Raw genomic sequence first — 23766 nt, 5'->3', positions numbered from 1 at the left:
TCGGGGCCCCTCGTCGTGGGGTCGCCCGGGTGGCCGTACGGGCGGAGCATGAGAGGTAGGCAAGGAAGGAGGCGCGAGGCATGCCCAAGTTCATGGATGTCCATCGCGGCATGGAGGGCATCACGGAGGAGCAGCTGCGTGAAGCCCACAACGCGGACCTCGCGATAGAGAAGGACGAGCAGGTCCACTTCGAGATGGCCTGGGCGGATCCGGAGTCCGGCCACGTCTACTGCCTCTCCGAGGCCCCCTCGGCCGAAGCGGTCCAGCGCATTCACGAGCGCGCCGGGCACAAGGCGGACGAGGTGCACCCCGTGCCGTTGACGGTGCGGTGACCTGCCCGGCCCGCGGTTCCCGGCGTCGCGTTCCCCGCCCGCCGGGTGCCGCGGGACACGGCCCGTCAGCGGCGTCGCGTGCCGCGGGAAGCGGCCCGTCAGCGGCGTCGGCCGGTGTTGAGGCGGGCCGCCTGGCGGGTGAGGTAGTCGCGTTCGGCGAGGTCGGTGGCCTTGCGGGCCGCCTCTGCGTACAGCCGGGCCGCCGTTTCCGCATCGCCGTCGCGTTCGTGGAGATAAGCCGCCACCGCGTCGTGGCGGGGCAGCGAGTCGTCCAGCGCGGTGAGCGCCGCGAGACCGGCGCGCGGTCCGTCGGCCTCGCCCACGGCCACCGCCCGGTTGAGCCGGACGACCGGGCTGTCGGTGAGGCGCGCCAGCTCGTCGTACCACTCCACGATCTGCACCCAGTCGGTCTCCTCGGCGGTGGGCGCGTCGGCGTGCAGCGCCGCGATGGCGGCCTGGGCCTGGAACTCGCCCAGCCGGTCGCGGGCGAGTGCCGCCTGGAGGATCCGGACGCCCTCGGCGATCAGACGCGTGTCCCATCGGCCGCGGTCCTGCTCGGCGAGCGGCACCAGAGCGCCGTCGGGCCCGGTACGCCCCGCCCGCCGGGCGTGGTGGAGCAGCATGAGCGCGAGCAGCCCCGACACCTCGGGGTGGTCGATCACGGCGGCGAGCTGCCGGGTGAGCCGGATGGCCTCGGCGGCCAGGTCGAGGTCGCCGGAGTAGCCCTCGTTGAACACGAGGTAGAGCACGCGCAGCACGGTCGCGACGTCGCCGGGCTGGTCGAACCGTGTGCCCGAGACGGTGCGCTTGGCGCGGCTGATGCGCTGCGCCATGGTCGCCTCCGGCACCAGGTAGGCCTGGGCGATCTGCCGGGTGGTGAGCCCGCCGACGGCGCGCAGGGTGAGCGCGACCGCGGACGACGGGGTCAGCGACGGGTGGGCGCACAGGAAGTACAGCTGGAGCGTGTCGTCCACGTCGGACGCGGGTCCGGGCGCCGGTTCCTCCTCGACGAGGTCCTCACGCCGGCGGCGGGCGCTGTCCGCCCGCGCCTGGTCGAGGAACTTGCGCCAGGCCACGGTGACCAGCCAGCCCTTCGGGTCCCGAACGGGGTCTCCCCCGCTCGAGGCGGGCCGGGAGCTCGGGGAAGGGTCGGCCGGCCAGACGCGGAGGGCCTCGATCAGCGCCTCCTGCACGGCGTCCTCGGCCGCCGCGAAGTCGGCTCCGCGGCGGACGAGGATCGTGAGCACGCCGGGGGTGAGGCTGCGGAGCAGTACCTCATCCATGGACGGAGCACTCCGGGATGGTGGGCGGGGCGGTCAGGAACGGGCGCACCTCCAACCACTCGTGGATCGGCTTCCCGCCCGCACCGGGGGCCGCCGACAGTTCCCCGGCCAGCTCGACGGCACGGTCGTAGTCGTCGACGTCGATGATCATCCAGCCGGCGATGAGGTCCTTGGTCTCGGCGAACGGCCCGTCGGTGACCGGCGGACGCCCCTCACCGTCGTACCGGACCCACGCCCCCTCGGGGGCGAGCGCCTGGCCGTCGACGAACTCGCCGGTCTTCTCCAGCCGCGCCGCGAAGTCGTTCATGTACTGGATGTGGGCCGAGATCTCCTCCGGCGTCCACTGGTCCATCGGCACGTCGTTGACCGGTGACGGGGCGCCTCGGTAGTGCTTGAGAAGCAGGTACTTCGCCATGGTGGTTCTCCTCCTACGGTGCGGCCCATCTTGGCCGCTTGCACCCCGGGGACGGAGCCGGACGCGGGTTCTCGACATCGCCGCCGAAGTTTTTTTCCGGCAGCTTCTCCGAGGGGTCCGGCCGGGATGCTCACTGCCCGACGCGGCCGTCGATCCGATGCCCGAAATGATCGAGATGCGTAATCCGCTCTGGCAGAGTCGATGCCTGTTCAGGGGCGCGATCGAGTGCCCCACCCGCCCAGCGACCCGGGGAATGCCATGAGCGACACACCGCGCGGCTCCGGACGGACCACAGACCCGGGTCGTATCGCCGCCGCCTCGCCGGCGTGACAGCCGCCGAGCAGCGTGCCGAAGGCGCGGGGCCGTTCACCACCCGGCTCACCTGGCACCTCCCCGGCGGCGGCACCGCCGTATGGGAGTCCCGCCTCGCCCGGCGGCGCGGCATCCTCGCGGTCCGGCCGGCCGACGCACCGGCCGGCCGGCACACCAGCGCCGACGATCTCGCGCTCGGCCGCCTTCGCCGTCTCAACGCCATCGCCGCGACCGCCTTCGTCATCGGCGGCCTGCTCTTCGCGGCCGGCGCCGGTGTCGCCCAGTTCGGCTCCGGCGACGCCACCACCTGCGCCTCGATCTACTTCACCGGCGGGCTGTTCTTCACCACCGGCGGCTACGTCTCGCTGCTCCAGGCCGTCAACGCGCCACGCCACATCCCCGGGGGTGAGGGCCGCCTCGTCACCCGCCACTGGCGCTGGTGGAGTTACGAGCCGACGCGGGTGGACTGGCTGAGCACGTTCGTCCTCTTCGCCGGCACGCTGGTGTTCGGCGTCGACCTGCTGGACTCCTTCCTCCAGGGGCTGAGCGTCCAGCAGACCAACCGGCTGATCTGGGTCCCGGACGTGATCGGCTGCCTGCTGTTCCTGATCTCCGGCCACCTCGCCTTCGTCGAGATCTGCCACGGCCCGCGGCTCTGCCTGGGCTTCCGCGGTCTCGGCTGGTCGATCGTCGCCGTGAACCAGCTCGGCTCCGTCCTCTTCATGGTCTCCGCACTCGCCGCCTACACCCGCCCCGCGACCGCCGGCCTCGCCAGCGCCGGTGTCGCCAACTGGGGCACCCTCCTCGGCGCCGTGTGCTTCTCGGTGGGCGGCCTTCTCCAGTTCGGCGAACGCCCGTGAACCGGGGAGAGGGCCGACGGGGCAGGCGAGTCCCGTCGTCGGCCTGCCCTCCCCTCTCGCCCATTACGTCTGTTACGTCCGGTCGAACGCAGCGAAGACCGCCAGGCACAGGGTGAGGCTCGCGGCGAAGGCCACGCCGCAGCGGGACAGGGCCGTCGGCACCGCGGCTCCCTCCCAGCGGGCGAGGGCGAAGGCGATCGCCGCGGCGACGACGGAGAAGAGGACGGCCACCGCCAGCGCGAGGAGCAGGAACGCCGGGAAGGTGTGGTTCATGAAGGCACCGCCTGGGTCGTGTGGTCTCGATGGGGACTGTCGTGTGGTGTCGAGGCGAACGTCGCGTGGTGTCGACGGGGAGCGTCGCGTGGGGAACGTCGTGTGGTGTGCGTGGGGAATTACGACGATCCCCGGGCGGAACCGCAGGTGGGACGGTTGGATGTTTCTCCGGTGACAACAGGGGGTTGTCCGGCGAACAAATCGGGGGAGGAAGAGTGGCCGGCGAGAGGAAGCGGGCGGGGCGGCCGTGGGGACAGGCCCGGGGCTCGTGCGTCGAGATCAACCAGCTGGTCGCGGTAGTGCGGTCCTGGCTCGACGAATCGGCGGTGTCCGTGAAGGAGTTGCACGCACGGCTCACTCCCGAGCACTTCGTCGCCGGGACCGTGCCCGAGTTACGCCGGTTACGTGACCGGCTGGCCGGCGAATCGCTGGAGTGGGACCTGGTCGAGGCCGTGGCCGACGTGTGTTTCCCCCACGAACCGGCCGATCTCGCCCGGCGACGCCTCGGGGAGGCGAGGGCGCTGTGGGACAGGGCCGGCGCGAACCCCACGGCGGTCGCGGAGGCGCAGGAGCTGGTGCCCGCTCGGGAGTTACTGGAGGCCAAGGACCGCACCATCGAGGTCCTCCAGGAGATGCAGCGCGCCCGGCAGGCCTACGAGGCCGGCGAACACGGGCGGCAACAGGCCCTGTCGATCGCCACGTTGTTGTTCGTCATGCTCGGACAGGCCCAGGCGAAGGTCGCCGAACTGCGGCGCCGGCTCGACGCCCTGGAGTCGGTGACGGTCGAACTCAGCGACGGCCAGGGGGTGATGGAGCTTCTCTCACGGGCGCAACGGCAGGAGACGGACCTGCGCGAACAGCTGGTTCGCGCCGAGCGGGAGCGGGGCATCGCCCAGCAGGTCGCCGACCACGCGGCACGCCGTATCCAGCAACTGGAGGCGGAACTCGCCGAGTTGCGGCTCCGCATGGGGGAGGACGGGCCCTCCGGGACCCAGGAGGCGACGCCGCCGCTGGCCCAGCCCGAACTGCACACGCTCAGCCGCGACGACGCCGCGCTCGACGACGTGGACCGTGCGCTGGACAAGGCACGCGCCGTTCTCGACGAGGAGCACGAGGCCGTTCAGCAGGCCGCCGACGAGGTGGGTTACTGGTCGTCCTCGACCGCCTCGCTTCCCTCGGCCGCTCCGGGGGAAGCGGGCCTCCCCGTGCCGGGGCAGGCCGGGCAGCCCCCGGGGGGACAGCCCTCCGGACCGGTCGGCGGGTTGTCCGGAACAACCCCGGACAACCCGCCGACCAGCCAGGAGACGTCCTTCCCCGCGCTCGAATCCCCGCGGTCCCCGGCCGCCGACCCCGAGGGCGACATCTCCGAGGCGGCCCACCGGATCACCCGGGGCCGGGACCCGGAGGACATCGTGAAGCGGCTGTGCCGGGCCGTCGTCCCCACCGTCGCCGACGCGGTCATGGTCTACCTGCGCGACCCGATCCCAAGGAGCGACGAAGAACACGTCGGCCCGCTGGTGCTGCGGCTGCAACAGGTGCACCCGCTCCACGCCGGCGGGGGTGCCGCGCGGTGTGAGGTACGCCCCGGCAGCGCGCTCTTCGACGTACTGAACGGGGCGCTGCCGGTCGGTGGCGACTCGCCGGTCGGTGAGGCCGCGCTGCCGGAACTGCTCGGCGCGGGACACGAGACACCCGGCGGGGGCCACACCGTCCTCGTGCCCCTGCACGGTCGCAGGCGGATCATCGGCACGGCGGTCCTCGTGCGCCACGCCGCCGAGCGGGCCTTCCAGGACGCCGACCTGTCGGTCGCCACCGAGTTCGCCACCCGCAGCGCGCTCGCCATCGACAAGAGCCACAATCTGCAGGCCGCGGTCCAGGGTCTCCACCTCGCGCGCAGTCTCGCGGACACCCTGCAGGTCGTCGCCGACGGAGTCGTGACCGGTCTCGGCTACGAGCTGGCGTGCGTCAACCTCGTCCGCCCGGACGGCGATCTCGTGGTCGCCTCCTTGGCGGGCAACCCCGCCGCCGAGGCCCTCATCACCGGCCGGGTCGGCTCACGCGAGTCCTGGGAGCGCAGGCTGAACATGGGCGAGCACTGGGGCGACCTGGTGTTCATACCGCACACCGAGGGCTGGGTCCTCGACGACGACGACGTCCCGCAGTTTCACACCGAAGGCCCCGCCCCTCGCTTCGAGGACGAGTGGCACCCCTCCGACCGCCTCTTCGCCCCCATGTACGCCCCGAGCGCTTCCGGTGCCTCCCACGGTGAGCTGATCGGCGTGATCTCCGTGGACCACCCCCTCACCCGCCGCCGTCCCAGGCCGGACGAACGCAGGGACCTGGAGGAATACGCCCTTCAGGCCGCCATCGCGATCAGCAACGCACGACTGCGCGCGAACATGCAACGCGCACTGGTCAGGCTGGACAGGGAGCAGCAGACGCTGCGGGCCAGCGAGGAGTCCTTCCGGCAGGCCTTCGAGTACGCGCCCAGCGGTATGGCCATCGCCGAGATGGGCGGTGACCAGCACGGCCGCGTCCTCCGGGCGAACGACGCGCTGTGCCGCATGCTCGGCCGCCCGGCCTCCGCCATGCGCCGCTACTCGTTCTCGGACCTCGTCCACCCCGAGGACCTGGAGGTGCTGCTCCGCACCAACGCCGAGGGCGGGCGCGCGGAACTGCGCCTCGGGCGCCGCGACGGGACGTACCTGTGGGTCTCGCTGCGCAACAGCGTGGTCGCGGAAGCCGCCGACGGCCCGCGTTTCCTCCTCACGCACGTCGAGGACATCGAGGAACGCAAGCGACGCGAGTTCGTCCTCGCCCACCGTGCCTCGCACGACGATCTCACCGGCCTGCCGAACTCCTCCGAGCTGCACGCCCGCATCGACGCCCGGCTCTGCGCACATCCGGGGCGGTCCGATGCCGTGGTGGGGTCCGATGCCGTGGTGTGGGCCGATGGCGTGGAGGGGTCCGATGGCGTGGAGGGGGCCGACGACCTCTACCCCGGCCACGCCGTCGCGACCGCGGCGCACCACACCCATGTCCGGGCCCCCTTGGGCGACGGCAACACGCACGGTCTGGCCGTGTTGTTCTTCGCCCTCCGTGACTTCAAGGCGATCAACACCCGTTTCGGGCACGACGCGGGGGACGGCGTCCTCGTCGAGGTCGCCCGACGCCTCGGTCAGGCCGTACGCGACGGCGACACGGTCGCGCGGTACGGCGGTGACGAGTTCGTCGTCCTGGCCGACGGCCTGGGCCCGGCCGACGCGCATACCGCCGCGGTCTGGATGCAGTCCCGGATCCATCTGCCCATCCCCCTGGGCGACCAGACGGTGCGCATGCACGCGGGGGTCGGCATCGCGTGGGCCCAGTGCGGAACGGCTCCCGGCGACGTCCTGCGCGCGGCACGGGGGTTCGCGTCGTGAGGACGGTGGCCGGGGCGCCGGGGGGTGAGCGGCATTGTTGACCCTTTTCCGTTTCGCCGAGGAAATAGTTGACGTCGAACTGGCCGTTGCGGGCGGATGCTTCCCCGCCCGGCTTGCGAGACAATCGAAAGGGTGAATGCGTGACTTATCGACTGAAACGAGGAAAAGAGGGAAGACAATGGCGCTCAGTCAGCACTTGACCGACACACAGGAGCAAGCGTTCGAACAGAACGCAGAGGACATCGCAAGGCTGGAACCTCAGCTGGACGAGGTCCACAGGACGGCCGTATCCCGCCTGGAGGGCGCGGGTTTCACGGACGTACTCAACTGCCTGGCCTGCAGCGCGTGCGAGGGATGGACCCAAGGCGACAACGGTAGATGCGGCCACTGCCCCCACGGCTTCTTCGCGCACAACGTGAAATAGCGGTGGTGGATAGAGGTGGTGGACGACTAAGACATCGTTTCCTACGGTTGGCCTGCGGCGATCACGGCCTGGATCAGGCCCGGGAATCGGCGGTCCAGGTCCTCCTTGCGAAGGCGCATGTACAGGCCGTTCCCGGCGTCGCGTTGGTACACCAGGCCCGCCTCGCGCAGCACTCGCCAGTGACGGGTGCGACTGGACTTGCCCACCGGCAGGTCGAAGGAAGCGCACAGGCGCTCTTCATCCGGCCGTTCGGCCAGTTCGGCCACGACCCGACGCCGGTTCGCGTCAGCCAGGGCCAAAAGTATGGCCCCACCTGCAACTCCTCAGCGCGAGGGTGTGCGAGGGTGTGCCAGCTCGCCTGGAGTCGTGTCTGCACCCGCACCGCCGCGCCGCGCCGCGGAGTCCTTTCGCGCATCCGTACGTCACTGCGCAAGCTCCTGCTCATCGAGCACTCGCCTCGGGGGCGTGGCGGCAGGCCGCTGCGTCGTAGCTGTTGGGCAACCGGTTCGACCTCTCGGAACACGGCTTCGGCAGCCCCCGCCCGCCGTCGGACTCCACCGGCTCCTGAACTGCGGCGACTGGTGGCTCCGTAACGGCGGGCGGGGCCGCTGGGGGCGGCTCGGTCAGCGCTGGAAGGGCATCGTCCGGCAGTTGGACGTGGCCGGCTTGCCCTCAAGCCGGTCGGTGAGCCAGGAGATCGCGGTTCCCTGGTCGGTGACGAGCGGAGCGAGGTGGTTGGTGAGGATCTTGTCGCCGAGGTTGGGCAGGTCGACGGCCGTGTAGGTGACGTCGCCGCCCTTGCGGCACCAGTCCACGGCCAGTTGGCGGGCCTGGGCGTGCGGGACGATGTCGTCCTGGACGCCGGTGGCCACCCGGACCGGACCGGCCGGCTCGAGCGTCCCGATGCGCTGCTCGTCGAGGACGGCCTGGGATCGCGGATCGGCAGCGATGATCTCGGCGACGGACTTGCCGCTCTTCGTCCAGGCGCTGCTCCGGGCGAAGCCGTAGCGGACCATCGCCTCGCCGATGCACATGGTCGAGGTGTCGGCGAGGGCCTTGCGCCCGGCGTCGTTGAGGTTCGCCTCGGCGGCGTCCCGCATGTCGGGGTACGCCTGGACGAAGCCGTTGATCGCCCAGCCCAGGGCGGCGGCCAGGACGCTGCCGTCGATGCCCTTCATGGTGGCGGTCAGGTCGGCGGGCGGCGCGCCCGCGTAGGTTCCGGCCAGGTGGACGTCGGGCGCGTAGGCAGCCTGGAGTTCGGCCGCCGACGCGGTGGCACCGCCGCCCTCGCTGTATCCGTAGAGGCCGACGCGGGAGCCGGAGGTGAGGGACGTGCCGGGCAGAGCGCGCGCCGCACGGACCGCGTCCAGTACCGCATGCCCCTCGTCCACGCGGTTGACGTAGGTGTGCAGACGGTCGGTGGCGCCCAGGCCGACGTAGTCGGTGACGACGACGGCCGCCCCGGTGGCGAGGAGACGGTAGATCGCGAGATTGTCGTAGCCGACGGACAGCGTCTGCCCGTTGACGGTGAGCGGGTGCTGCAGGGCGTACGAGGGCGCGCACTGGTCGCCCTGCCCCATGGTCCCCGAGGCCACCGCCACCAGCGGGCGGGCCCCGCCGCCCTTCCATGCCGCCGACGGCTCGATGTAGGCGCCGGTCACCGCGACGGCCCGGCCGTCGGAGTCGGTGGACTTGTACATCAGCCGGGTGGCGGTGCCCGGCAGGGGGCGGCCGTCGAGGCCGGGCAGCGACACCCCGAGGGGGAGGGGCTCCTGGCGGATCAACGCACCGTTTGCCGCGGGCAGTTGGGCGGGCGGGGTGTAGAAGGCCGGGATGTCGACCCCCCGGGACACGACGGGTGCGGTGTCGGTCACGGTGGCGTCGGCCGTGCCGGCGCCGACGCAGAGGCAGGCCACGGTGGCGAGCGCTGCGGCGGCCAGACGGTTGGAGGTGGAACGCGGACGGCTTCGGTAACGGCTCACAGCTCACTCCTCGCGCTGCTGCGGTGATTGCGCGAAAAACTAGCACTGGTAGTTACCCCTGGTAACGCCCGCCCGAGTTACGTTCGGGTAACTGTTTGCCGGAGCAAGGTCATGGCACTTCCCAGGAGTACGGGGGACGGTGCGAAGCGAGCGCGCAAGCGGTGGTCACTGTCTTCAACGCCCCTGGAAACGGCGCGACATGACGACTGAACGCTCGTACGCTCCGCACCGGAAGCGAGACGGGGGAGACATGGCGGACGAGTACATCTGGCTGATGTGCGACGAGACACCCCATGACGTGCTGCTGACCGACCCCGGTGCACGCGTGACGGACGTCGTCCAGGTCGTGCGCCGGCTGACGGGACTGAGCCTCTGGCGCAGCAAGGTTCTGGTGACGCGGGCACCCGTCGTCGTCCTCGACCACGTACCCGAGGAAGACGCGGCAGCAGCCGTCTCGGCCCTCCGTGATGCGGGAGCCCACGCAGAGGCGAGGGAACAGCAGGAGCCGGACCCGTACTGGTCCTAGGTGCCGGGCGCAGCAAACGTGGTTGCCCGGTGAGCCGACTTTCGGATTCGATCGCAACCATGACCGATGACGCCACAGTCGACATCGCCGACGAGCAGATCCTCAGCAACCAGACCATCCTGGGCATCAAGACCCTCCGCGAGCATCTGGGCTGCTCGCTCCACGAGGCTCTGAAGGTCTTTGTCGCCAGGTACGAGGTACTCAGGGCGGAGCGCCCAGGCGACTTCACATGCGGTCATGACGAGTACTGGAGGGGCTTCTACTCGTAAGGGCACCGGCGCACAAGCAGCCCGAGGACCGCCGACCACGAACGAGGTGCGACATCAAGAGGCCCCCGGCCCGCAGAAACCGCAGGTCCGGGGGCTTGATCGCGTCGAGTTACTTCTTCTTGCCCTGGGTCTTGTCGGGGATCTTGGTGAGCTGGGTTTTTGCTGGTCAGGGCAGTGGTTCCGGACGTCCGGATGGTCGTCGTTGGTCGTTGTTGGCCACTGCTGAGCGGCCTCGGACGGCCCCGAGACGGCCCGGACCGAGGTCGTCCTCGCTCCGGGCCGTTAGTCCGTCTCGCTGTGCTTCGCTGGCCTAGATGACAGGGCTTCCGAGGGAGCCGCAGGCGGCATCGGCGAACTCATCACGAAGCGTTTGAAACCGCTCAAGCAACGGATCACGGAGCCATCCGCCCATCATGAGGTCCCAACAGACCACGGAATTGGCCACATCAAGCACCTGGTCTATCTGCTCCATGGTGAGGGCGTGACTTTCCTGCAGCACGAACTGCAGGAAATCAAGCTGCGCCCACCTGTCCTCGTCTTCTAGGCTCCCCCATCGAGCGAGGAGATCCCAGGCGACGAACGCCGAACCATGGTGCGGGTCTTCGCAATTCTCTGCATCACGCGGGCACCAGTGGTGCTCCAAAGCGCTGACCGCTGATCGAAGCACAGCTCTCCGCACTGCCAACTTCTCCAGCTCCAGGCTCTGCTTCAGTACCTCCCGCGCTCGGGCCGTGATGGCCGGCGGCCCCAGTACGGCAACACCTGCCTGGGCCTCAACTACTCCGGTGACCTTCTGATCTAGTAGGTCCTTGCGAGACTCGTGGGGAATGGCTGGTAACTCTCGCACCGTTCGCACGAAGAGGTCTGCTGCGCGTAGAAACTGCGTGTACGCGACGCGACGCTCACTCTCCAGCGCATGCTCGCGACCAGCACGACCCTGGAGCCGAGCGGCCTGCACCGCAGCCTCGGACTGGCCAAGTCCAACGGCTACTGCGGCATCAGCAGCTCTGTCCATGCTTCGCCTGGTCCAGTTCGCGGCGACCAGGGTGGCTGGGACGGTAATGAACGCTGTAACAACCGTCGTTACGGCTACTACTCCTTCTAATGACACGTGATGCATAGTGCCGCCCCGCGTTCCGCGAGGTGTCAGATGTGCTGAACCTGGGACGGCGCCAACGAACTGTGCATACAGGCACTCGGACCTCAGCTTGGGAAGCTCGGGTTTTCTAGCGGCAGTTGCTGCGCTGACCTGCGGCGAATCGGTGTTGGAGCCCTGGCCGAACCTGTGGCCAGCCTCCGCTGTTCCCCGTGGTTCCCCGCACGATCTGGCACGAAAGTGGCACGCACGCCCTGATTCAACTGCTCGGCATTGTTGAGGCTTGGCGGCGATTACTGGTGCTTCGACAGGAGGTTGGGGAAGGATGGGCTAGGGGCACCGCGGAGACCCCATCGCGGGCCGGGGGAGATGAGACACCGTGAGTTTGAGCGTGGGACCGGACAACACCTTGCCCACGGCGCAAGAGGCCCGTGAAGCCTGGGCGAGAGAGGCGTACGTGGTCCTCGCGGACGTGGCGCGCAGCTATCACGCTGTCATCACCTACAAGGAGCTTGCAGAGGAGATCCAGCAGAGGACCGGGATTCGCACCAAGGCTCTCCTGCACAACTGGATCGGTTCCGTCCTTGGCAGGGTGGTCCGGGCAGCGCATCGCCGTGGAGATCCTCCGCTGACCGCTCTAGTCGTTCGCAGTGACGACGGCATGGTGGGCGACGGTTACAAGGAGGTCTTGGAGGTTGCTGGAGAACCACCTGTAGAAGATGTGCTGGAGCGTGAACAGCACGCTGCTGGCGCCCGCCTGAACTGCTACCGCCACTTTGGGGCGACCTTGCCAGCTGGAGGTGGTGTGCCTGCCCTTGCGCCCAAGTATCAGGCTGCCATCGAGCGTCGCCGCCAACGTACCGAGAAGCCTCCACAAGTCTGCGGCAAATGCTTTGTGCAGCTTCCTTCAACGGGTGTCTGCGACTCGTGCAGCTAGCTCGGGGCTTCAGGCGGTGTCCTCGTACGTGTGCCTGGCCCTGGTCGCCCTCGACGTCCACCTTGTTCGCGGTACAACCTTGCGACACCCGCGTCAGGAGCGAGGCTGGGCCATCGGGTCGGTGACCTGCCGCTTCGCGGACCGAGCTGGCGGGCACGGGCTCATCCCCAGCCACCCTTATTGACCGCTGCTGACCCCTGTATCTGGCACGGCTGTGGCACGGCGGCCTCTTCGTCCGATCCTGACCGCCATCCGCCACCGCTATGCCTCAGGGGCCCACCCCTCTGGCATCTTCGTGCGCTTGTCAGTCACGATGTCTGTCGTAACTGCCCTGGACAGGTCGGCCCCCGTAAGGATTGCTCCGGAGAGGTCAGCCCCGGACAGGTCGGCCCCCGTCAAGGTTGCCCCGGGCAGGGCGGCCTTCGTCAGAGTCGCACCCTTCAGGACAGCCTCCGTCAACGTCGCCTTGCCGAACTTGGCCCCTGCCAGCCTTGCCTGTACCAGGTAGGCCTCCGTCAATTCCGCCCTTCGCAGATTGGCGTCCGTCAACGTGGCGTAGGCCAGGTCAGCCCTCGTCAATGTCGCCTCGAAAAGTCTCGCCTTCGCCAGAGTTGTCCTGATCAGAGTGGCCTCCGTCAACGTCGCGCCGGTCAAGTGGGCCCCCGTCAGGTCCGCCATGCGCAGGTCGGCGTAGGTGAGATCTGCGGCCTTCAAATGTGCACCAGCGAGGTGAAGCCCACGCAAATCGAGCTGTTGGCGGGGGTCGACGTGGGTGCGTGACTCCGCTCGGGTGAGTGCGGTGAGCGCTGCCTGTACGTCTGCCTCCAGTTCATTGGGGAGACTGGGAGGGTCGGGGTCGTCTTGACGTCGGGCTCTAGGAGCCCGGTGGCGGATGAAGTGGCCGAGGACCTCGGCAGCGTCGGTGGCTGCCTGTTCGGGGGCGTCCTGCACGATCTGCTCGAGGGCGAGGATGCCACCGATACGGACGTAGATTTCGGGGGAGCCCAGCCGTTCAAGGGCTTTGGTGAAGCGGTCGGTGATCTGCCCGCGCCGGGTGAGACGGTAGGTGCGAGCGGTGTAGAGCAGGGCGATGCCGGCACCGAGAGCAGCCACGACTGCGACCAGAGCGGTACGCAGACCGGTGACGAGGGCTGCTGATCCTTCACCGAGAGCTCTGCGATCGATGTACTTGGCATCCAGGACATAGGGGCCGCGCCAGATAAGCCATGGGAGGCCGACCACAACTGCGAGGCCTCCTATCGCCATCAGGGCAACCAGCCCTCGTCGTCGAAGACGGGCGGCTCTCCTGACGCGCTCCCGGCGTCGGTCCAGCGCGGGACCTGTCCGCAAAGCGCTCTTTCGCCGGCGAGCGCTCCTTCGTCTCTGCGCCAGGGCAGACCGCCTCTGGGCCAAGTCAGACAACAGGGTCATGCCTGCTAGACAACCTTCAGGCTTGGTGCGGTTGCAGATTCCCGGTTGGGTGTTGTGGTGTCCCGCAGTGAGACACTCCGCGCGGCCTCGCACACGGAGCAGGCAGAGGCCGCGTAGCGCCTAGTTCGGCTGACGGTCGGAGCTTTCGTCGTGGTCCGTCACAGCCTCAGCCGGGGAAAGCCCGCCACTACGGTCCGTCAGTCGAACGACCAGGCGCGCGAACTGGGTGACTCACGCACCCGATCCGAACACTCAGGCGTCGATGGAGTCGCAGCTTCGGCTGCACGCGTTCCCGTACCTGGGGTCGCGTCCGCTCGGCTCCTTCCAGCCTGCTCACATCCGTGACTGGGTGAGGCAGCTCCAAGAGAACGGCGTCCGTGGCTCGTACGCTCGGACGATCTACTCCAACGTGCGGGCGGCTCTGAGCGCTGCCGTGGACGATGGGCATCTTCCCCGGAACCCGTGTGCTGCTCGCTCGGTCCGGCCGCCGACCGTGGACAGCAAGCGAGTCGTCCCATGGACGGCAGAGCGGGTCTTCGCCGTCCAGGCCGGCATGCCCGAGCGGTACCAAGCCATGGTCGACCTGGGCGGCGGCTGCGGTCTCCAGCCAGGGGGAGATCCTTGGCATCGCCGTCGACGCGACTTCGTGGCGGGCACGCTCCACGTGGTCCAGCAGCTCAAGCTGAGCCGCAGCAAGCCCGTGTTCGCTCCACCCAAGGGTGGCAAGCTGCGGGACGTGCCGCTGCCCGGTCCGGTCGCTGATGCCCTCCGGGACCACATGAAGCGGTTCCCGCCGGTGGAGATCACCTTGCCGTGGAAGGTGGCGGACGGGCCTCCGGTGACCAAGCGGCTGATCTTCGCCGGCCCGCGTGGCCGTCATGTCTGGCGGACGTCCCTCAACGAGGAAGTGTGGAAGAGGGCGCTCGCCTCGGCCGGAGTGATCCCTGAGCGGAAGCCAGGCGAGTCCTACGCCGAGTCCCGCGAGAACGGCATGCACGCCCTCCGGCACTTCACGCCTCAGTGCTCCTGGACGCCGGGGAGAACATCAAGGCCCTGGCCGAGTACCTCGGCCACTCGGACCCAGGTCTGACACTTCGCGTGTACGCGCACCTGATGCCCTCCAGCCAGGAGCGCACCCGCAGGGCGGTCGCCGCCGTCATGGTTTCGCGCAACCGTGCTCGTGCTCGCCTGCCGTGGTCAGTTGGGTGAGTTATCAACGGGACGGACTGCTCATAGCAGACGGTGTAGCCGTGGTCAGGGCCGGAGCTGAAACCGTCGGCACCGGAGCAGGTGAATCACCCGTAGGTGCTCCACCGTCCCCCAGACCGAACAAGAAGCTCAGGATGAGAACGCACGCCCCGACGGCCGTGATTGCCATGGCCAGGTCACCCTTAGTGGCTCGCCCCTCATGCGCGCCGCTGCTTCGGTGGTACACGATGCAGCCGATGAGGACGCTGACCGCGACAACGAGACCGTTGACCGGGGGAATGTGAAAGGTCACTGCGGGGCCCTTACCTCGATGAAGGCCCTCCCACGGGCCTCTACTGTCGGGGGAGCGCCTCGAAGTAAGGTCCAGATAAGGACTCGTCACGCTGTGCGTACTCTTCCGTACGCAGAGAGTCACCTTCGAGGGCTTTTTTTTGAGGCCCGCCGCTGTGAGAAAGCTGTGGCGAGTGTACCGCTCTACGCGTTCCTTTCACGTGGCTCACCGGCAGGCTGTAACCCCCCAACTCGCCTTCGCCGTAAGGCCTACAACGCCACGTCACCTACAGACCTAAGCACCTGTGACGGCCCAAGCACGGCCCAAGCCCAACAACAAGCCCCCTACCAGCGGACAACCCGCAGGCAGGGGGCTTCTTCAGCGCTGCTTACTTCTTCTTGCCCTGGTTCTTGACCGCCTCGATCGCCGCTGCAGCCGCCTCGGGGTCGAGGTACGTGCCGCCCGGGTTCAGGGGCTTGAAGTCGGCGTCGAGTTCGTAGGAGAGCGGGATGCCCGTGGGGATGTTGAGGCCCGCGATGTCCGCGTCGGAGATGCCGTCGAGGTGCTTGACCAGGGCGCGCAGCGAGTTGCCGTGGGCCGCGACCAGGACCGTGCGGCCGGTCAGCAGGTCGGGGACGATCGCGTCGAACCAGTACGGCAGCATGCGAACGACGACGTCCTTCAGGCACTCCGTGCGCGGCCGCAGCTCCGGCGGGAGGGTCGCGTAGCGCGGGTCGGAGAACTGGGAGTACTCGGCGTCGACGTCCAGCGGCGGGGGCGGGGTGTCGTAGGACCGGCGCCACAGCATGAACTGCTCCTCGCCGAACTCGGCGAGCGTCTGCGCCTTGTCCTTGCCCTGCAGGGCGCCGTAGTGGCGCTCGTTCAGGCGCCACGAGCGGTGGACCGGGATCCAGTGACGGTCCGCGGCCTCCAGGGCCAGCTGTGCCGTGCGGATCGCGCGCTTCTGGAGGGACGTGTGCACCACGTCGGGGAGGAGGTCGGCGTCCTTCAGGAGCTCGCCACCGCGGACTGCCTCCTTCTCGCCCTTCTCGTTGAGGTTCACGTCCACCCAGCCGGTGAACAGGTTCTTCGCGTTCCACTCGCTCTCGCCGTGGCGGAGGAGGATCAGCTTGTACGGTGCGTCGGCCATGCCTCAGAGCGTAATCCACGCTTTCGCCCGTTCGCGTGGCTGCCCGGCAGGCGGACGTTTGACGGGATCTGTTAATTGAGTGGCCCCCGTCAACCACCCGTTTGTAATGTGCGCCTGTCGCCAGCGCTGCTTACATGCGCCATCCACGCCTGCTGCCTCCGGGGGACCCATGCCGTACGCCCTGCGCGCCCGCCGCGCCGTCCGGGAGACGGTCTCCGGTCTCCCCCGCGCGTTCTGGTGGCTGTGGGCCAGCACGCTCGTCAACCGGCTCGGCGCCTTCGTCGCCACGTTCATGGCGCTGTACCTGACCCTCGACCGCGGCTACTCCGCCACGTACGCCGGTCTGGTCGCCGCCCTGCACGGGCTCGGCGGGGTGGTCTCCTCACTGGGCGGCGGGGTGATGACCGACCGGCTGGGCCGGCGGCCCACCCTGCTGATCGCGCAGTCCTCGACCGCCGTGTCCGTCGCGCTGCTGGGCTTCGTGCGCGACCCGGTCGCGATCGCCGGTGTCGCCTTCCTCGTCGGCATGGCGAGCAACGCCTCGCGGCCCGCCGTGCAGGCGATGATGGCCGACATCGTCCGGCCCGAGGACCGTATCCGCGCCTTCTCCCTCAACTACTGGGCCATCAACCTCGGCTTCGCCGTCTCCTCCACGGCCGCCGGGTTCATCGCCGAGGTCAGCTACCGCGCCGGGTTCCTGATCGAGGCGGGGATGACGCTGGCCTGCGCGATCCTCGTCTTCCTGCGGCTGCCGGAGTCCAAGCCGGCCGAGCGGGTGGTGACGGCGGGCGTCCGGGACGACTCCGTGAGCCTGCGCACCGTACTGCGCGACGGGCGGTTCATGAGTGTCGTCGGACTGTCCTTCCTCGTGGCGCTGGTATTCCAGCAGGGGTCGGTGGGGCTGCCCGTCGCCATGGGCGAGGCCGGGTTCTCCCCGGCCGAGTACGGCATGGCCATCGCCGTGAACGGCGTGATGATCGTCGTCCTCCAGATCCCGGTCACCCGCTTCATCGAACACCGGGATCCGCGCCGGCTGCTGGTCGCCTCGTCCGTCCTCGCGGGGTACGGCTTCGCGCTGACCGCCTTCGCGGGGTCCCTGGGCGTCATCGCGCTCACGGTGTGCGTGTGGACGCTGGCCGAGATCGTCAACGCACCGACGCAGACCAGTCTCGTCGTACGGCTGTCCCCGGTGCACGGGCGCGGGCGCTACCAGGGCATGTACACGATGTCCTGGTCGGTGGCCGCCCTCGTCGCCCCGCTGCTGTCCGGGTTCGTCATCGACCGGTTCGGGGCGGCGTGGCTGTGGGGCCTGTGCGCGGTGGTGGGGACGGTGGCCGGGGTGGGGTACGCCGTGCTGATGCGGCGTGTACCGGGCGAGGAGAAGGTGGCCGAGCCGTCGGTGGGGGTGCGCCCACAGCCCGAGGTCGGTGCGGGGTGAGGCGGACCTGCCCCCGGTGCACGGTCGGTGGTGCGGGGTGAGGCGCTCTACGCCGTGCCCCTCCGACCCGGCACATCGGCAGGGACCCGTGCAGGGGCCCGTCACATCGGCAAGGAGTGCAGCCGCACCCGCCCGGGCGGCCAGTGCGCGTCGTCGCGCAGGGGCGTCACCATCGTGCGCAGCGGCATGGTCACCACGTCGGAGCCGGGTTGTTCGACGAGTACGTCCGTGTCGAGCGGGAGCCATCCGAGGCGCTGGTACAGCGGCACGAGGGGAGGCCGGCAGAACAGGAGCGCGTGCCGGGGCCCCTGCGTGCGAGCGTGGTCGAGGGCCGCCGCGAGCACGAGCCGGGCGAGGCCACGGCCCCGTACGCCGGGCGCCACGGCCACTCCGCCCACGCCCATCACCTCGGTCTCCTCACCCCCGACCGATACCGGCAGCCGCAGCAGACCGGCATGGGCCACGAGCCGGCCGTCGAGCCGGACACCGAAGTGCTCCTCCTTGGGGAGCCAGGTCAGACCGGCTGCGGCAACACCGAAGGGGTCGTCGCCGCTGCCGAGGATCTCGTCCTGCTCGGTCTTCGTGTAGCGGGAGAGCCGGGTGACGGTCGGTGTCCCAGGACGCTCGTTCCCCGATCGGTTCGCAGAGTGGTTGACGTTCGCCGACCGCTTCGCAGACTGGTTGGCGTTGGCCGGCTGGTTCGCGTTCGCGGGCTGGTTCGCAGACATACCGGCATGATGATCCAGCGGTGCGCGGCCGGCGCTGGCAGGTCACCTTCTGGCGATCGGCAAAGCCCGACCGTCGGTTGGGTCCCGGACGACATCTCCGGGCCGCCCCCGGACAGGCCGGGGATACAAACCATTCCCTACGGAGCTGGACCCCCGGAAGCCGGCCGCGCACTGGTGACCGTAGCGCCGGGCACTGACATTGATGCTCATACTCGGGTTCCGGTGAGGCGCCGCGCCTGCGACAGCGGCCGAAGGAAAGCGGCGGTCCACGACGAAAGCGGCAGTCCACAACGCCCCCTCCGCATCCGGCCGCCCTACCCGTCCACGAACCCGAGCTCCGTGTCCGGCCGGCACTGCGGGCAGGCCTTGACCCCTTCGGCGAGGGCCCGCCGGGCGTGGTCACGGTCGACGCCCTTGCTGCGCCGGCCCGCGTTCCAGCAGCCGCCGACATGGACGTACACGGCCTCCTGCCCGGACAGACCGTGTTCGATCAGCCAGTCCGGCGCGGGAGGCCGGGCCAGGACACCGCGTCGGTGTTCGGTCTGGCGGCGTTCCTCGTCCGCGATCCATCGGCGGGTGCGTGCCAGGTCGCGCTCCTGCACGCGCTCCAGGAAGCGGAGCAGCGCGAGTCGCGACCCTGGATCGTTCATGCGTTCGATTCTAGGAGCAGGGTGTCCCCACGGCACCCACCCACCCCATCTCCGGCCGCAGCACCCTTACCTCCGAGGTAATCGACGCGCCCCGCGCACCCCGGCAGGCTGAGTTCCATGACACCCGCCGACACCGCCGAAGCCACCCGCTCCACCGTCCAGAAGTTCCTCGAGCTCCGGCTCGCCGGCGACACAGAGGGGCTGACGGCTCTCTTCGCCGACACAGTCGACTGGATGCTCGCCGAGAACCCCGCCGTGCCGTGGATCCGGCCTCGGTCCACCGCCGCAGAATGCGCCGCGCAGGCCGATGAGCTGGCCCGGTACACCGTCCCCGAGGACGCCCGCGCCTCCGTCGACACCTTCCTCGTCGACGGGACGGACGCCGTGCTGATGGGGCACCTCTCCGGGACCGTCCGGGCGACCGGCAAGTCCTTCGCGGGGCCCTTCGCGCTGCGGCTCACCGTCGAGGGCGGGCGGATCACCCGGCACCACCTGTACGAGAACAGCGTGTCGATCGCCGCGGCCTGCACGCCCTGACGCCCACCGCACGAGCACGAGTCACCTCCTGCACGCCCTGACGCCCACCGCACGAGCACGAGTCACCGCCTGCACGCCCTGACGCCCACCGCACGAGCACGAGTCACCACCAGCCGCGGCGACCCGGGTCACCTCACCCGCCGACGTCGCCCGGTACGACCCGGACGTACTGCCGCCGGTCCTCGTCCCGCACGACCACCCCCAGCCGCAGCAGTTCCCCTCGCAACTCCCGGGCGTCCGCGGCACCGCCCTCCTCCGCGCGGGCCTGCGCGCGGGCCCGCAGCAGTGCGTCCGCGCCCATGGGCAGGCCGGGAGTGCCGGGGACCCAGCGGCGGAACGCGGCGCGGAACGGGTCCTCCTCCGCCCATGACCAGCCGTGTGCGGTGAGGGCGTCGACGAGGCGCCGCCAGTTCAGGCCGCAGTGCTCCCGTGCCAGTTCCAGGCCGTCCGGGCCGAGCAGGACGAGCTGCTTGCCGTCCCGGAAGAACACGGAGATCTCGTCGCGGGCGAAGTCCTGGACACTGTCCCGGACGGCCAGGGTGACGTGGGTGTCGTGGACGCGGACGGACAGCGACTCGTGCGCCGCCGTGAAGCCGAGCAGCAGGCCGCCGAGCACGCCCACCGCTGTCGTGCCGAGGGTGAGGGCGGGTTCGGGGAGCGAGGTCAGCAGTTCGGCCGGGCCTTCGAGCGGTGCCCACGGCAGGGCGAGCAGCAGGCGGGCGAGGAGTGGGAGCAGCGCGCCGGCCACGGCACCGCAGACGACGCAGAAGAGCACGATGGCCCAGGCCGGTTCGGCGAGTTCCGTCGTCCTGCCCGCCTGCGGACGGGGGCTCTTCCGCATGGGAACGTTCCTGGCTTCCTCCATACGGCCAGTCTCTTCAGCAGCCGCCCGCCCTGTCGTCAGCCGTTGGTCTACGCCCCCGCGACTTTGGTCGCCCGCAGCCCGCCGCCCCGGCTCACGGGTGCATCCGCGCTCCCTTCACCACCTTGTCCACCGCGTTCTTCGGGCCGTACACGGCGAGCCCCACGAGGTCCAGGTCCGCGGTCGGCACGGCCCGCACGGCGGCGCGGTTGTCGCGGTCGTTGCCCGTGGCGAAGAGGTCGGAGGTGAAGATCGCCCGGGGCAGGGCGCGGGAGAGGGCACGGGTGTGGGCGGTGGTCAGGGTTTCCTTCGTGGCCTCGAAGACCATGACGGGCTGGCGGAACATGGGGAGGTAGGGCACGCCGTCCGCGTCCTCGTACGGTTCGCCGATCACCTCGGGAACCTGTGTTCCGAGGCCACTGACCAGGAACGATGTCACATTGAGGCGCTGCCAGGGCTCAAGGTCCGCGCGCAGCAGTACGGCGATCTTCGTGTCGAAGCGGATCGGCTCCGGGGAGGCTTCGGTGTCCATGGTCCGAGCGTGCCCGCCCGCCCCGGCCGGGGTCTTGTACGTTCTTTGCATGGCCTCCGAGTCCTCCCGGACCGTCTTCGCGTCCCCGCGGGTCACCTCCGAGTCCTCCCGGACCGTCTCCGCCTGGCGGCCCGCCGTCGAAGGTGTCGTCGAGGTCTTCCACGCGCGGTTCACCGAGTACGCGTATCCGATGCACGTCCACGACTCCTGGACGCTGCTGATCGTCGACACCGGCGCCGTGCGCTACGACCTCGACCGGCACGAGCACGGCACCCCGCACGACACCGTGACGCTGCTGCCGCCGCACGTGCCGCACAACGGCTCCCCCGTCACCGCCGAGGGCTTCCGCAAGCGGGTGCTGTACCTCGACGGGACGCACCTCGGCGACGAGTTCATCGGGGCAGCCGTCGACCGGCCCGATCTGCGCGATCCGCTGCTGCGGCGGCGGGTGGGCCAGGTGCACGGCGCGCTGGGGCGGCCCGGTGAGGAACTGGAGGCCGAGAGCAGGCTGTTGTTCGTCGGGGAGCGGTTGCGCGGGCATCTGCGGAACGAGTCCGCCTCCGCTCGGCCGGCCGATCCGGTGCTCGCCCGGCGGCTGCGCGAGCTGCTCGACGAGCGGATCGTCGAGGGCGTCGTCCTGCGCGAGGCCGCGGGGCTGCTCGGCGCCCATCCCGCCCATCTCGTACGGGCGTTCAGCACGGCCTACGGCATCGCCCCGCACCAGTACCTGACGTCCCTGCGGGTGGGTCTGGCCCGGCGGCTGCTCCTGGAGGGGCGCACTCCGGGCGAGGTGGCGGTGGCGGCCGGTTTCTACGACCAGTCGCACCTCACCCGGCACTTCCGGAAGCTGGTGGGTGTGCCGCCGGGGCGTTACCTGGCCGCCTAGGGCCGCTCGGGGCGCTGGGTGAGATGGGTGAACGCCTCCAGGTTGCGGGTCGACTCACCCCGCGAGACCCGCCACGCGTACTCCTTGCGGATCGCCGAGGCGAAGCCCAGCTCCAGCAGGGTGTTGAACGCGCCGTCGGAGGCCTCCAGGACCTGGCCGAGCAGGCGGTCGAGCTCGTCGGGGGTGACGGCGGACAGGGAGAGGCGGCCGGTGACGTAGACGTCGCCGTGCTGGTCGACGGCGTAACTCACGCCGTACAGCTTGAGGTTGCGCTCCAAGAGCCAGCGGTGGACGCCCTGCTCATTTTCGTCGGGGTGACGGATGACGAAGGCGTTCAGCGACAGGGAGTGGCGGCCGACGAGCAGGGAGAGCGTCGTCTTCAGCTTGCGGGTGCCGGGGAGCTGCGCGACGTACGTGCCGGGCCGGGGACTCTCCCACTCCAGGTCGGCGTCCTTGAGCACTCCCTCGATGACCTGCGCCGCACGCTGTTCCTGATCGGTTTCACCCATGCAGCGAGCGTACGCGACGGCGGTGCGCCTGCATCGCGGCCGTGTAGACGTCCGCGGTGGCAGCGGCCGCGGTGTCCCAGCCGAAGGACTGGGCGTGCCGGGCGGCCTGGTCGCCCAGCCGGGGCGCCAGCTGCGGGTCGTCGGCGAAGTCGCGCAGCACGCGCGCGTAGTCGGCCGGGTCGTGGCCGCGGACGAGGAAGCCGGTGTGCCCGTCGCGCACGGCGATCGGCAGGCCGCCGACCGACGCCGCGAGCACCGGGGTGCCGGCCGCCTGCGCCTCTATGGCGACCAGGCCGAAGGACTCGCTGTAGGAGGGCATGACCAGCACGGAGGCGGCGCGGAACCAGTCCGCCAGCTGCTCCTGGCCGACCGGCGGGCGGAACCGTACGACGTCCGCGATGCCCAGGCGCGCGGCCAGCTTCTGCAGGCCCTCGGGCTTGGCGAGACCGCTGCCTGAGGGGCCGCCGACGACGGGCACGACGATGCGCGAGCGCAGTTCGGGGCGCTCGTCGAGGAGGACGGCGACGGCCCGCAGCAGCACGTCGGGGGCCTTCAGCGGCTGGATGCGGCCGGCGAAGAGCGGGATCAGCGCGTCCTGGGGCAGGCCGAGGCGGGCCCGGGCCGCGGCCCGGCCGTCGGCGGGCGAGAAACGGCCGAGGTTCACACCGGGGTGGACCACGGCGACCTTGTCGGTCTCGGCCGCGTAGTGCCGTACGAGTTCGTCGGCCTCTTCGGTGGTGTTGGCGATGAGGCGGTCGGCGGCGGCGACGATCTGGGTCTCGCCGATGACGCGGGCGGCCGGTTCGGGGGCGTCGCCGTCGGCCAGGTTGGCGTTCTTGACCTTGGCCATGGTGTGCATGGCGTGCACCAGGGGGACGCCCCAGCGCTGGGCGGCGAGCCAGCCGACGTGGCCGGAGAGCCAGTAGTGGGAGTGGACCAGGTCGTAGTGGCCGGGGCGGTGGTGAGCCCAGGCCTGCATCACGCCGTGGGTGAAGGCGCACAGCTGGGCGGGGAGGTCCTCCTTGTTGAGGCCCTCGTAGGGGCCGGCGTCGACGTGCCGGACGAGGACGCCGGGGGCCAGCTCGACCGTCGGCGGGAGGGCGGCGGCGGTCGCGCGCGTGAAGATCTCGACCTCGACGCCGTGTGCGGCGAGGCGCTGGGCGAGCTCGACGATGTAGACGTTCATGCCGCCGGCGTCGCCGGTGCCCGGCTGGTGGAGCGGCGAGGTGTGCACGGAGAGCATGGCGACGCGGCGGGGCCTGCGGTGCAGCCGCAGACGGGCCGGCGACGACGCGGAGCGCCGGCCGAGCCTGCCGATGTACTGGCTCACGTGGCGTTCCTCCTCGCTCCGGGCATGCCTTCGCAGGGCGCACGGTGCCCTCCGACGGGGTGCAACACCGGAGCGAGGTGCTCCATTTCCCGATTCGGCAGT

The 23766-nt window shown here is 70.0% G+C and carries 23 protein-coding genes and 1 pseudogene; 10 read left to right on the top strand and 14 right to left on the bottom strand.

What is annotated here, in order from left to right:
- The first annotated feature begins 80 nt into the window (after positions 1 to 80).
- Positions 81 to 332 (top strand): SCO4226 family nickel-binding protein, encoded by a 252-nt coding sequence (locus tag AB0B29_RS09155; protein ID WP_053670838.1) that lies wholly within the window; start codon positions 81 to 83, stop codon positions 330 to 332.
- Positions 333 to 430: 98 nt separating this feature from the next.
- Here AB0B29_RS09155 and AB0B29_RS09150 read toward each other — a convergent pair whose 3' ends face one another.
- Complete coding sequence (locus AB0B29_RS09150) at positions 431 to 1615, bottom strand: RNA polymerase sigma factor (protein WP_362236024.1); 1185 nt, start codon at positions 1613 to 1615, stop codon at positions 431 to 433.
- Positions 1608 to 2030, bottom strand: coding sequence for a YciI family protein (locus AB0B29_RS09145; RefSeq protein WP_362236022.1), 423 nt, complete (start codon positions 2028 to 2030; stop codon positions 1608 to 1610). The genes AB0B29_RS09150 and AB0B29_RS09145 overlap by 8 nt, the downstream gene beginning before the upstream one ends.
- Positions 2031 to 2356: 326 nt before the next feature.
- On the opposite strand from AB0B29_RS09145, the gene AB0B29_RS09140 reads away from it, so the two are divergent.
- On the top strand, positions 2357 to 3202 hold the full coding sequence (locus tag AB0B29_RS09140; RefSeq protein WP_362236019.1) for a hypothetical protein: 846 nt from the start codon (positions 2357 to 2359) through the stop codon (positions 3200 to 3202).
- Positions 3203 to 3274: 72 nt separating this feature from the next.
- Here the strand turns inward: AB0B29_RS09140 and AB0B29_RS09135 are convergent, their stop codons facing one another.
- The gene (locus AB0B29_RS09135; RefSeq protein ID WP_362236017.1) at positions 3275 to 3475 is read right to left on the bottom strand and encodes a hypothetical protein; all 201 of its coding nucleotides are present in this window, start codon (positions 3473 to 3475) and stop codon (positions 3275 to 3277) included.
- Positions 3476 to 5316: 1841 nt separating this feature from the next.
- Here AB0B29_RS09135 and cdgB point away from each other — a divergent pair.
- On the top strand, positions 5317 to 6897 hold the full coding sequence (gene cdgB / locus AB0B29_RS09130; RefSeq protein WP_436845828.1) for a diguanylate cyclase CdgB: 1581 nt from the start codon (positions 5317 to 5319) through the stop codon (positions 6895 to 6897).
- Between the two features lie 465 nt (positions 6898 to 7362).
- Here cdgB and AB0B29_RS09125 read toward each other — a convergent pair whose 3' ends face one another.
- Together AB0B29_RS09125 and AB0B29_RS09120 are read right to left on the bottom strand one after the other, a co-directional pair.
- Positions 7363 to 7587: a helix-turn-helix domain-containing protein gene (locus tag AB0B29_RS09125; protein WP_362236014.1), complete on the bottom strand. Its 225-nt coding sequence runs from the start codon at positions 7585 to 7587 to the stop codon at positions 7363 to 7365.
- A gap of 357 nt (positions 7588 to 7944) precedes the next feature.
- The gene (locus AB0B29_RS09120; RefSeq protein ID WP_436845811.1) at positions 7945 to 9303 is read right to left on the bottom strand and encodes a lipase family protein; all 1359 of its coding nucleotides are present in this window, start codon (positions 9301 to 9303) and stop codon (positions 7945 to 7947) included.
- Positions 9304 to 9553: 250 nt separating this feature from the next.
- Here AB0B29_RS09120 and AB0B29_RS09115 point away from each other — a divergent pair, with 250 nt between their 5' ends.
- On the top strand, positions 9554 to 9829 hold the full coding sequence (locus tag AB0B29_RS09115) for a ribosomal protein L7/L12 (RefSeq protein ID WP_362236012.1): 276 nt from the start codon (positions 9554 to 9556) through the stop codon (positions 9827 to 9829).
- Between the two features lie 59 nt (positions 9830 to 9888).
- On the top strand, positions 9889 to 10098 hold the full coding sequence (locus AB0B29_RS09110) for a hypothetical protein (protein WP_362236009.1): 210 nt from the start codon (positions 9889 to 9891) through the stop codon (positions 10096 to 10098).
- Positions 10099 to 10408: 310 nt separating this feature from the next.
- Here the strand turns inward: AB0B29_RS09110 and AB0B29_RS09105 are convergent, their stop codons facing one another.
- Positions 10409 to 11113: a hypothetical protein gene (locus tag AB0B29_RS09105; RefSeq protein WP_362236007.1), complete on the bottom strand. Its 705-nt coding sequence runs from the start codon at positions 11111 to 11113 to the stop codon at positions 10409 to 10411.
- A 460-nt stretch (positions 11114 to 11573) separates the two neighbouring features.
- Between AB0B29_RS09105 and AB0B29_RS09100 the strand changes: the two genes are divergently transcribed.
- Entirely contained in the window at positions 11574 to 12131 is a 558-nt protein-coding gene (locus AB0B29_RS09100; protein ID WP_362236005.1) for a hypothetical protein, read from the top strand.
- A gap of 261 nt (positions 12132 to 12392) precedes the next feature.
- Here AB0B29_RS09100 and AB0B29_RS09095 read toward each other — a convergent pair whose 3' ends face one another.
- Positions 12393 to 13397: a pentapeptide repeat-containing protein gene (locus AB0B29_RS09095; RefSeq protein WP_362236003.1), complete on the bottom strand. Its 1005-nt coding sequence runs from the start codon at positions 13395 to 13397 to the stop codon at positions 12393 to 12395.
- Between the two features lie 388 nt (positions 13398 to 13785).
- Between AB0B29_RS09095 and AB0B29_RS09090 the strand changes: the two are divergent.
- Positions 13786 to 14771 (top strand): annotated as a pseudogene (locus tag AB0B29_RS09090) (tyrosine-type recombinase/integrase); the annotation flags it as partial.
- A gap of 659 nt (positions 14772 to 15430) precedes the next feature.
- Here the strand turns inward: AB0B29_RS09090 and AB0B29_RS09085 are convergent.
- Complete coding sequence (locus tag AB0B29_RS09085) at positions 15431 to 16192, bottom strand: phosphoglyceromutase (RefSeq protein WP_053670843.1); 762 nt, start codon at positions 16190 to 16192, stop codon at positions 15431 to 15433.
- A gap of 169 nt (positions 16193 to 16361) precedes the next feature.
- Here AB0B29_RS09085 and AB0B29_RS09080 point away from each other — a divergent pair, with 169 nt between their 5' ends.
- Entirely contained in the window at positions 16362 to 17630 is a 1269-nt protein-coding gene (locus AB0B29_RS09080; RefSeq protein WP_362236000.1) for an MDR family MFS transporter, read from the top strand.
- A 101-nt stretch (positions 17631 to 17731) separates the two neighbouring features.
- Here AB0B29_RS09080 and AB0B29_RS09075 read toward each other — a convergent pair whose 3' ends face one another.
- Together AB0B29_RS09075 and AB0B29_RS09070 are read right to left on the bottom strand one after the other, a co-directional pair.
- Positions 17732 to 18358: a GNAT family N-acetyltransferase gene (locus AB0B29_RS09075; protein ID WP_362235997.1), complete on the bottom strand. Its 627-nt coding sequence runs from the start codon at positions 18356 to 18358 to the stop codon at positions 17732 to 17734.
- Positions 18359 to 18672: 314 nt separating this feature from the next.
- The gene (locus AB0B29_RS09070; protein ID WP_362235994.1) at positions 18673 to 19008 is read right to left on the bottom strand and encodes a DUF6233 domain-containing protein; all 336 of its coding nucleotides are present in this window, start codon (positions 19006 to 19008) and stop codon (positions 18673 to 18675) included.
- Between the two features lie 117 nt (positions 19009 to 19125).
- Between AB0B29_RS09070 and AB0B29_RS09065 the strand changes: the two genes are divergently transcribed.
- Positions 19126 to 19545: a nuclear transport factor 2 family protein gene (locus tag AB0B29_RS09065; RefSeq protein ID WP_362235992.1), complete on the top strand. Its 420-nt coding sequence runs from the start codon at positions 19126 to 19128 to the stop codon at positions 19543 to 19545.
- Positions 19546 to 19678: 133 nt separating this feature from the next.
- Here the strand turns inward: AB0B29_RS09065 and AB0B29_RS09060 are convergent, their stop codons facing one another.
- A complete protein-coding gene (locus AB0B29_RS09060) occupies positions 19679 to 20386 on the bottom strand; it encodes a YqeB family protein (protein ID WP_362235989.1) in 708 nt (235 codons plus the stop codon).
- A 115-nt stretch (positions 20387 to 20501) separates the two neighbouring features.
- On the bottom strand, positions 20502 to 20939 hold the full coding sequence (locus tag AB0B29_RS09055) for a DUF2000 domain-containing protein (RefSeq protein ID WP_362235986.1): 438 nt from the start codon (positions 20937 to 20939) through the stop codon (positions 20502 to 20504).
- 49 nt (positions 20940 to 20988) lie between these two features.
- On the opposite strand from AB0B29_RS09055, the gene AB0B29_RS09050 reads away from it, so the two are divergent.
- The gene (locus AB0B29_RS09050) at positions 20989 to 21825 is read left to right on the top strand and encodes a helix-turn-helix transcriptional regulator (protein ID WP_362235984.1); all 837 of its coding nucleotides are present in this window, start codon (positions 20989 to 20991) and stop codon (positions 21823 to 21825) included.
- On the opposite strand, the gene AB0B29_RS09045 is transcribed toward AB0B29_RS09050, so the two are convergent.
- Together AB0B29_RS09045 and mshA are read right to left on the bottom strand one after the other, a co-directional pair.
- Complete coding sequence (locus AB0B29_RS09045) at positions 21822 to 22334, bottom strand: YbjN domain-containing protein (protein ID WP_362235981.1); 513 nt, start codon at positions 22332 to 22334, stop codon at positions 21822 to 21824. The two genes, AB0B29_RS09050 and AB0B29_RS09045, sit on opposite strands and share 4 nt — an antisense overlap.
- Positions 22327 to 23664 carry a D-inositol-3-phosphate glycosyltransferase gene (gene mshA, locus AB0B29_RS09040; RefSeq protein WP_362235979.1) on the bottom strand — a complete coding sequence of 446 codons (1338 nt, stop codon included), beginning with the start codon at positions 23662 to 23664 and terminating at the stop codon, positions 22327 to 22329. Before mshA ends, AB0B29_RS09045 begins: the two co-directional genes overlap by 8 nt.
- Between the last annotated feature and the right edge of the window lie 102 nt (positions 23665 to 23766).

Source organism: Streptomyces tibetensis, from assembly GCF_040647715.1.
GTDB lineage: Bacteria > Actinomycetota > Actinomycetes > Streptomycetales > Streptomycetaceae > Streptomyces > Streptomyces tibetensis_A.
Note: the sequence above shows the minus strand (reverse complement) of the source record. Positions and strands in the feature narration are given on the sequence as shown.